We start from the raw sequence: 9,052 nt of genomic DNA on the forward strand, positions 1-9,052 counted from the left end.
CCCCTCCTCCACCACCGGCGTGTCCCTCACGGCTCCAGGCGCCAGGAACACCGGCACCCGCGTGAAGGGCACCAGCGGCAGATACGCCGCGTCCAACCCCAGCTCCCCCACGTCCGTGACGATGGCGGCGCCGAACGCGTCCCTCGGCAGGCCGAAGCGGCCCAGGTCCAGGTTGAGCGTCACCGCCAGGAACGACACCCCTCCGGTGAACCACCGCATCAACGGCGCGGGCACCTTCTCCACCCAGCGCCAACCCTGGCGAGTCCCCGCCTCCTCGCGCGCGGCGTCCAGCGCGAGGACCAGGTCGCGCAGACTCTTCTGGTCCGCGTCCACCACCCGCACCGGCGCCCAGCCCGTCTCCGAGCGCAACAGCGCGGACACCGTGATTCGCTGACGCAGGTAGATGCGGTGGAAGCGCAGCACCGCGTTCGCGTCCGGGCAGCGCCGCAGCGCCTCCGCCAGCGCCTTGAGCACCAGGTGCGTCACCGTCAGCCGCAGGCCCGTGCTCCGCTGGAAGGCCTCCATGTAGACGAGCGCCCGGTCCATCCGCACCGTCAGCGTGCCGTAGACGGTGGGGTCATACGCCGTCCCCCAGCTTCCAATGGCCAGCTTGCGGAAGCTCGATACGCGCGGTTTGGGTCTCAGCTCCAGATGGGCCATGTCACACGTGCTCCTCGGGGCCTCCCGCGGGCGCGGCGCAGCATCGCGGCTCCCGGCGGGGCGGGGAAGACCCCGTCCGGGCGATTGCCCTCCGAGGGGGCCGTCGATTTCGCACGTGCACCCCTGCTCCGAACAGGGCATGGAGGCGGGGTACCGGGGCCGTCCGCTCTGCGCACCCTTGACGGGCCCGCGCTGGACGATAGGCTGCCCCGCTTTTTGCATATCCCTCCCGTGGAGGTCGTCCCGTGGTTCTCCTGGTCATCGCCCTGGCAGTCGGGCTCGCCATCTCGCTGTATTTCAACCTCTTCGTCGGCGGTGCGAAGCAGACGGCGCTCCCGTCCTCTTCCTCGTCCTCCAACACGCCCCGCGTCGAGCTGGAAGCCGACCACAGGGCCGCGCGCGCGAAGGCCGAAGCGGAGCTGCAGCGCAAGCAGAAGGAACTGGATGAGCAGCGCGCGGCGCTCCAGGAAGTGAAGGAGCAGCTCAAGCAGACCAAGCGCAAGGTCTTCGAGCAGAAGGAGGGCGACAAGGGTACGCAGGACCTGGCCAAGGCCCGCGCCGAGGTGGAGCGCAACGCGTCGCTGCAGCTCGAGCAGACCCGCCTGGAGCTGGCGCAGGTGCTCACCGAGAACCAGCGGCTGAAGGCGGAGTCGGAGGGTGGCCGTGGTCGTCGGCCGCCGCAGCAGGCCCCCGCCGCGCCCGTCGCCACCGCGCCCGTGGCGCAGATCGCCGCCCCCGCCAAGGAGGGTGAGCAGGTGGTGGCCGCGGCCGTGTCGGTGACGCCGGTGGCCGAGGCCGCTCGCGAGGACCGGACTCCCCGCCGCGTCATCCGCGAGCTGAGCGAGGCGGACCGCGAGAAGATGGACCGGCTGGAGCAGGCGGCGAACAAGGACCGCAACCGCGCCGTGGAGCTGGAGAAGGAAGTGCGTCGCATCAAGGGTCGCAACGAGACGCAGCAGCGCGTCTACGCCGCGACCAAGGGCGACCTGGATTTGATGAAGGACAAGTACAAGGCCCTGGAGAAGCGGCTCAACCGCACGCTCCTGGAGCGCGACCTCATGCGCCGCGCCATCAAGGACCTGGAGAAGAAGACGGGCACCCTCGCCGAGCGCACCGAGCTCACCCCGGAGGAGATGGCCGCCAGCGACCAGCGCACCGAGGAGACCTCCCGCGTGCGCGCCGAATCCGAGGCCCAGTCCGCCGCGCAGCAGGCGCCCGCCGAGGCCCCCGCCGCCGAAGTCACGGCCGCCGCCGAGGCCGAGCCGAAGTCCGCGCAGCAGGCCTGACAGGCCGATTCACCGCTTCGAGCCGAGGGGCTCGGTCTTCCGGATTCACTTCCGGAGGCCGGGCCCTTCGTCGTTTCGGAGGCCCGCTCACTCCCCGCAGCCGCCACCGCCGTCGGAGGACTCCGGACCGCCCGCGCGCATCGTCAGGCCCATCTGGAGCTTCTCCATCAGCCGCTTCAGCTCCGACAGCTCCGGCTCCGGGAGGTACTCCCCCAGCTCGCCATCCATCTCCCGCAGCACGTCGAGCAGGTGGGCCAGGTCGTGCTCGCCCGCCGCCGTCAGCTCCAGCCTGAAGCAGCGCCGGTCCTCTCCGGCCCGCCTCAACACCAGCCCATCCTCTTCCAGCCGATCCACCAGCCTGCTCGCCGCGGGCGCGTCCACCATCATCCGCTCAGCAAGCGCGGACTGCTTGCGCACGCCCTCGGAAATGGCCTTCAGCGCCAGCAGTTGATTGAACGGGCGACTCGTCCGCACCCCGAGCTTGTCGGTCAGGTGGCGGCGAAGGCTGCGACGCAGCGAGGCGAGGTGCTCCGCGAAAGTCATTCGTCTGAAGAAATAGTTGTCGCCTACAATGGTTGTCAATTACATCTGCCTGACGCGATTCGTCGCGTGGGGGGAGTCGAGTCGCACCTGCAGTCACTCTTACCTACCCCCTTGGTATGTCCGCCTCCACCGTTCTCCTCCTGGCGTTCGTCGCTGCCTCGACGCCTGCCGCGCCGAATCCTCCTGTTCCTCCGCCCGTCCCCTTTCAGCCGAAGGTGGAGGACCCGATGTTGGCCCCGGTTCCTCCCGCCACTCAGCAGGTCAGCACCTGGGACCAGGCGCTGACGCTCGTGCGGGAGCGCTCCACGAACCTGCGGTCCGCCGAAGCCGGCATCCAGCGGGCCGAGGGCCGGTGGCGTCAGGCTTTGGGGACGCTCCTGCCCAACGCGCGCGCCCAGGCGAGCGCCACGCATGACTTCCTCAACCCAGACACGGCGGTGGGTGTGTTTCCCTCGCCAGCCCTGGACGGGCGCACGGGCACCGCGCCGATTCTGGGCTCGGTCTCCGCGTCGCTGAGCCAGTCGCTGGTGGACGTGGGCGCCTGGCGCGGCTTGTCGTCGGCCGCGGCCAATGAGCGCGGCGCGGTGGCCAGCCTCCAGGACTTGCGTCGCCGCCTCACGCTGGGACTCGCGCGTACCCTGGTCGCCACCGTGGCGGCCGAGCGGGCCGCGGAGCTCAACCGCGTGGGACTGCTCCAGGCGCTGGAGCGCTCCGCGCTGACGACGCGCTCCTTCGATTTGGGCGCGAGCAACCAGCTCGACGTGGTGCGGGTGAACCAGGACGTGGCGCTGGCGCGCGGCGCGCTCGTCGCGGGTGACGAGCAGCTTCGCCGGGCCCGCGAGGCGCTCGGCATCGCCCTGGGCTTCGGCAACGCGGTGGGCGTGGACACGTCCTTCAACCTGAACGGGCTGATGGAGGACACGCGCAAGGCGTGCACCCCGCTGGAGAACCTGGACGCCCGGCCGGACCTGGCCGCCGCTCGCGCGCAGGTGGAGGCGTCTCGCGACAGCCGCCGACAGGCATCCGCGGGCTACCTGCCCTCGCTCGGTCTGACGAGCACCCTGCAAGGCGTGACGACGGACCCGGGCTTCGGACGCTTCTCCACGTGGAGCATCGCCGCGGTGCTGTCCGTCCCCATCTGGGAAGGCGGCCAGCGCGGCGGTCTCGTGAAGGAGCGCGAGGGAATCGAGCGGCAGGCGGCCGAGGCGCTGGAGGGCAGCCGCCGCGACGTGTCCGTCGAGGTGACGCAGGCCCGGCGCAGCATCGAGGTGGCGCAGGCCCTGGTGAAGACGGCGTCCGAGTCGCGCGAGCTGGCGGACCGGACGGACCGGCTCACCCGACGTTCCTTTGAAGTGGGCCGCGGCGACAGCCTGGAGCTGGTGCAGAGCGGAGCGGCCCTTCGCCAGGCGGAGTTGACGCTGGCGCTGCGTGAGTTCGAGCTTGTCCAGGCGCGCCTGGACGCATTCTTGACGGAGGCCCGGTGCGACTGGTGATGCGGGTGCGCCCCCTGAAGGCGCTGAAGATGACGTTGTGGAGTACCGCCCTGCTGGTGGCGGCGGGCTGCTCGGGCAAGGCGGCGCCTCCGGCTGCTCCACCTCCTCGCGAAGTCCAGGTGCTGACGCTGACGCCCAGCGAGGTGCGCGACACCGGGGAGTATCTGGGCTCGCTCTTGTCGCGGCAGAACATCACCGTGCTGCCTCAAGTGGCCGGCTACGTGCGCCGCATCCATGTGAAGCCGGGCCAGAAGGTGGAGGCCGGGGCGCCGATTCTGGAGGTCGACTCCCGCACGGAGACGGCCGCGCTCGACAGCGCCCAGGCGCAGCAGAGCTCCGCGCACGTCAGCCGGGAGCTGGCGCGCACCACGCTGGCGCGCACGGAGGCCCTCTACAAGGAGGGCCTGGCCAGCGCGCAGGAGCTGGAGCAGGGCCGCGCCCAGGTGGAGGCCGCCGAGGCCGCCTCGCGCTCCGCCGCCGCGCAGGTGGCCCAGCGCCAGGTGCAGCTGCAGTTCCACGCCGTGCGCGCGCCCTTCGCGGGCACCGTGGGCGACGTGCTGGTGCGCATGGGTGACTTCGTGGGCGCGACGACGCCGCTGACGACGATTGCCCAGGCGGATGTGCTGGAGGTCAGCGTGGCGCTGCCGTCCGAGCGCGCCCGCGCCCTCAAGCCGGACACGATGCTGGAGGTGCTCGACTCGCGGGGCAAGGTGCTGCTCACCAGCCCCCTGTTCTTCGTCGCGCCGCAGGCGGACCCGCGCACGCAGTTGGTGGAGGTGAAGGCGGCCTTCCAGAACACCGCGGGCCTGCGCCCCAGTGAGCTGGTGCGCGCGCGCATCGTCTACGCCGTGCGGGACGCGCTGCAGATTCCCGCGCTCGCGGTGGTGCGGCTGAGTGGTCAGCCCTTCGCCATGGTGGTGCAGGACAAGGAGGGCAAGACGGTGGTGGAGCGCCGTCCCATCGTCCTCGGCACGCTGGGAGATTTGTCCTACGTCATCGAAGGTGGACTGAAGCAGGGCGACCGCGTCGCCGTGTCCTCGCTGCAGGCGCTGCGCGACGGCATGGCCGTGAAGGTGAAGTCCCCCGACGCCGGTCCGGGCGCCGGGTCCGGTGCCGCCACGGCGGGCAGCCGCTGAGCAGGGGATGGACCCAAGCCTCGCGAGCAGCGGCGCGAGGCCTGGATATCGCCATGAGAATGAGGGCCTGAACGCCGTGTTCGTCGACTTCTTCATCCGCAGACCCGTCTTCGCCATCGTCTGCTCCATCTTGCTGACGCTGGTGGGGGCGATTGCCATCCCCACCCTGCCCATCTCCCAGTACCCGGACCTGGCACCGCCGCAGGTGACGGTGACGGCCAACTACGTGGGCGCCAGCGCCGAAGTGGTGGAGAGCGCCGTCACCATCCCCATCGAGCAGGAGCTCAATGGCGTGGAGGGCATGCGCTACATCACCTCCACCAGCAGCAACGACGGCACCAGCCAAATCACCGTCACCTTCGAGCCCACGCGCGATATCGAAGTCGCCGCCGTCGACGTGCAGAATCGCGTCAGCCGCTCCGCCGCGCGCCTGCCCGCGCAGGTGAACCAGACGGGCATCGTCGTCAACAAGGCGTCCAGCCAGATGTTGATGACGGTGGGTCTGTCCAGCCCGGACAACCGCTACGACGCGAAGTTCCTCAGCAACTACGCCGACGTGAATCTCAAGGACGCCATCAAACGCGTTCGCGGCGTCGGCGAGGTGCGCATCTTCGGCGAGCGCAAGTTCTCCATGCGCCTGTGGTTGGACCCGACGGAGCTGGCGCGCCGCAAGCTCACGCCCCAGGACGTGACGCGCGCGCTCCAGGAGCAGAACCTCCAGGTGGCCGCGGGCCAGGTGGGCCAGCCGCCCTCCAGTGACGAGCAGCCCTACCAGCTCGCGGTCCGCGCGCGCGGCCGTCTGGTGGAGCCGGAGGAGTTCGGCGAAATCGTCCTGATGCGCGACGCGAGCGGCAAGGCCGTGCGCGTGAAGGACGTGGGCCGGGTGGAGCTGGGCGCGGAGAACTACGGCACGCTCTTGCGTTTCAACGGGAAGACGGGCGTGGGTCTGGCCATCTTCCAGTTGCCCACCGCCAACGCGCTCGACGTGCGCGACGGCGTCTTCAAGGAGTTGGAGCGCCTGTCCGTGCAGTTCCCTCCGGGCATGACGTTCCAGACGGGCACGGACACCACGCTCGCGGTGCGCGCCTCCATCCACGAGGTGCTCCAGACGCTGGTGGAAGCCATCGCCCTGGTCATCCTGGTCATCTTCCTGTTCCTGCACGGCTGGCGCAGCGTGCTGATTACGGCCTTCACCCTGCCCGTCTCGCTGGTGGGCACCTTCGCCTTCGTCCAGTTGATGGGGTTCTCCATCAACACCCTCACCCTCTTCGGCCTCACGCTGGCCACGGGCCTCGTCGTCGACGACGCCATCGTCGTCATCGAGAACATCGAGCGATTGATGGTGGAGCGACACCTGACGGCGCGGCAGGCGGCGCGCGAGGGCATGAAGGAGGTGGCCGGCGCGGTCATCGCCATCTCCGTCGTGCTGGTGGCGGTGTTCGTCCCGGTGGCCCTCTTTCCTGGAACGACGGGCGCCATCTACCGACAGTTCGCGTTGACCATCGCCGCGTCCGTGGCGCTGTCGACGTTCTGCGCCCTGACGCTCACCCCGGCCTTGAGCGCGCGGATGCTCAAGCACCACGTGGGTGAGAAGTGGGTGTTCTTCCGCTGGGTGGACAAGGTGCTGGACGCGACGCGCGCCTGGTACGGACGGAGATTGCGCGCGCTGCTCAAGCACCCGCTTATCGTCCTCGTCGCCTTCCTGGCCTGCATCGCGGCCACGGCGGTGCTGTTCCGGGTGACGCCCACGGCCTTCATCCCCGACGAGGACCAGGGCTACGTCATCATCTCCATCCAGGGTCCGGAGGGCATGTCGCTGGCGCAGTCGGAGAAGGTGCTGGCCCAGGTGGAGGACGTGCTCAAGCAGCAGCCGGAGGTGCGCGCCATGTTCGCCATCGGCGGCTTCTCCTTCCAGGGCACGGGCCCCAACCTGGCCACGGTGTTCACCAGCCTCATTCCCTGGGAGGAGCGTCCGGGGAAGACCCAGTCGGTGGCGGGGTTGGTGGAGCGGCTGCGCGGGCCGCTGAGCCGCATCGGTGGCGCGCGTGTCATCCCCTTCCAGCCTCCGGCCATCCGTGGCGTGGGCAGCGTGGGCGGCTTCCAGTACATCGTCGAGGACACGGCCGGCTCGCGCACGTTGGATGAGCTGGCGACGGCCACGCAGGACCTGGTGGCGAAGGGCAACGCGGATGGACGGCTGCGCGGCGTGCTCACCGCGTTCAACGCGGACACGCCGCTGTTGGACGTGGAAGTGGACCGTCAGAAGGCCAAGGCGCTCGGCATCCCCATCGAGCAGGTCTTCGGGACGATGCAGGTCTACATGGGCAGCCAGTACGTCAACGACTTCAACTACGCGAACCGGACGTACCGCGTCTACGTGCAGGCCGAGCAGCAATACCGCGACAGCCCGCAGGACATCGGCGCGTTCTACGTGCGCAGCGACAACGGGGAGATGATTCCGCTCGAGTCGCTGGTGAAGGTGACGCCCACGGTGTCCGCGCAGGTCATCCGTCACTACAACCTGTTCCGCTCGGCGGAGGTCAACGGCGCCGCGGCTCCGGGCGTCTCCTCCGGCCAGGCCATCGAGACGATGGAGGCGCTGGCGGCGGAGATTCTTCCCCAGGGCATGACGGCGGAGTGGACGGGCATCAGCCTGGAGCAGAAGGAGAGCGGCGGGCAGACCGTCATCATCTTCGGCCTGGGGCTCTTGTTCGTGTTCCTGGTGCTGGCGGCGCAGTACGAGAGCTTCAGCCTGCCGTTCGTCATCATCCTCTCGGTGCCCCTGGCCATCATGGGCGCGCTGGGGCTGCAGCTCCTGCGCGGCTACGCCAACGACGTGTTCTGCCAGGTGGGTCTGGTGATGCTGGTGGGCCTTGCCAGCAAGAACGCCATCCTCATCGTCGAGTTCGCCGAGCAGTTGAGGGAGAGCGGCAAGGACGCGCTGGAGGCGGTGGTGATGGCCGCCGAGGTGCGCTTGCGTCCCATCCTGATGACGTCCATCGCCTTCCTCCTCGGCGTGGTGCCGCTGATGACGGCGCAGGGCGCGGGCGCGGCGGCTCGCAACTCGCTGGGCACGACGGTGTTCGGCGGCATGCTGGTGTCCACCATCGTCAACCTGGTCTTCATCCCGGGCCTCTACGTGCTGATGCAGAAGGTGCGCGGCGAGTCCCGGCGGGAAGCGGCGGACGACGACGAACTCCCGGCGCACGCTCCGGCGCCGTGAGGCAGTGAAGGACGCCGCTGGCGGGCGAGGGAGCAACTGGCTCCCACGTCCCGGCGGTGAGGCCGCCCACGCTCCAGAAGGTCAGGAGCGTCGGGCGGCTTCGATGAGCTCGGCGAGCAGCGTGCGGTGACAGACGGGCTCCAGGATGCAGTCCTTGGAGCAGAGCAGCGTCACCGTCTCACCCCGGTCCACGCGCTCGGCCAGCTCCACGATGATTTCCCGCTGTGACTGCATTTCCTGGATGTACCGCGTTCGGTAGACATCCAGGGTTATCGGTGTCTGGCCCTTGCCGTAGAAGGCCTCGAAGAGGTCGGGGCTGGGGGCGAGTTCGCGGCGCCACGCGTCCCAGGTCTCCTTGGCTTTGGGGAGCCCGCGCGGCCTGTAGCGGCAGATGAGGAGTCGCAAGCCATCATCGGGCTCGCCAGGCACACACCAGCGACGGGTCTTGATGGGCATCCAGGGGCAACGCGGTGGAGTCGGCACCCATTCCGGAAGGGTTCACCCGACTTCTTACCGGACCTGGGCCGATCACTCGCGGTGGCTGTGTCGCAAGTCCTTGGAAACGCTTGGATCCACCGAGGCGAAGGACGCGGCACGCGCCCTGCTATGGGATGGCATCACGAAGCGCGGCGGAACGGCGCGGTGGTTGAGCAGGACGGGCGGCGGGTTGGACGGGGCGGTACGCAGGACGGGCGGCGGGTTGGACGGGGC

General features: G+C 69.6%; 7 protein-coding genes. 4 read left to right on the forward strand and 3 right to left on the reverse strand.

The window, feature by feature from the left end; genetic code table 11:
- Positions 1 to 660, reverse strand: a 660-nt coding sequence (locus HUW62_RS43095; protein WP_176437757.1) for a 2-oxo acid dehydrogenase subunit E2, incomplete at its 3' end; no start/stop codon positions are given.
- Positions 661 to 905: 245 nt separating this feature from the next.
- Between HUW62_RS43095 and HUW62_RS43100 the strand changes: the two genes are divergently transcribed.
- Positions 906 to 1,946, forward strand: a complete 1,041-nt coding sequence (locus HUW62_RS43100) for a cell envelope biogenesis protein TolA (RefSeq protein WP_176437758.1) — start codon at positions 906 to 908, stop codon at positions 1,944 to 1,946.
- Positions 1,947 to 2,033: 87 nt separating this feature from the next.
- Here the strand turns inward: HUW62_RS43100 and HUW62_RS43105 are convergent, their stop codons facing one another.
- On the reverse strand, positions 2,034 to 2,489 hold the full coding sequence (locus HUW62_RS43105; RefSeq protein WP_176437759.1) for a MarR family winged helix-turn-helix transcriptional regulator: 456 nt from the start codon (positions 2,487 to 2,489) through the stop codon (positions 2,034 to 2,036).
- Between the two features lie 227 nt (positions 2,490 to 2,716).
- Here HUW62_RS43105 and HUW62_RS43110 point away from each other — a divergent pair, with 227 nt between their 5' ends.
- The 3 genes from HUW62_RS43110 (at position 2,717) to HUW62_RS43120 (ending at position 8,341) form a co-directional block, all read left to right on the forward strand.
- Positions 2,717 to 3,982: a TolC family protein gene (locus HUW62_RS43110; protein WP_240356103.1), complete on the forward strand. Its 1,266-nt coding sequence runs from the start codon at positions 2,717 to 2,719 to the stop codon at positions 3,980 to 3,982.
- Positions 3,982 to 5,118 carry an efflux RND transporter periplasmic adaptor subunit gene (locus tag HUW62_RS43115; RefSeq protein WP_163862779.1) on the forward strand — a complete coding sequence of 379 codons (1,137 nt, stop codon included), beginning with the start codon at positions 3,982 to 3,984 and terminating at the stop codon, positions 5,116 to 5,118. Before HUW62_RS43110 ends, HUW62_RS43115 begins: the two co-directional genes overlap by 1 nt.
- A gap of 76 nt (positions 5,119 to 5,194) precedes the next feature.
- Positions 5,195 to 8,341: an efflux RND transporter permease subunit gene (locus HUW62_RS43120; protein ID WP_163862777.1), complete on the forward strand. Its 3,147-nt coding sequence runs from the start codon at positions 5,195 to 5,197 to the stop codon at positions 8,339 to 8,341.
- Positions 8,342 to 8,422: 81 nt separating this feature from the next.
- Here the strand turns inward: HUW62_RS43120 and HUW62_RS43125 are convergent, their stop codons facing one another.
- Positions 8,423 to 8,797: a DUF488 domain-containing protein gene (locus tag HUW62_RS43125; protein ID WP_163862235.1), complete on the reverse strand. Its 375-nt coding sequence runs from the start codon at positions 8,795 to 8,797 to the stop codon at positions 8,423 to 8,425.
- Positions 8,798 to 9,052: the final 255 nt, after the last annotated feature.

The sequence above is a fragment of the Myxococcus sp. AM011 genome (assembly GCF_013372595.1).
Classification (GTDB): Bacteria; Myxococcota; Myxococcia; order Myxococcales; family Myxococcaceae; genus Myxococcus; species Myxococcus eversor.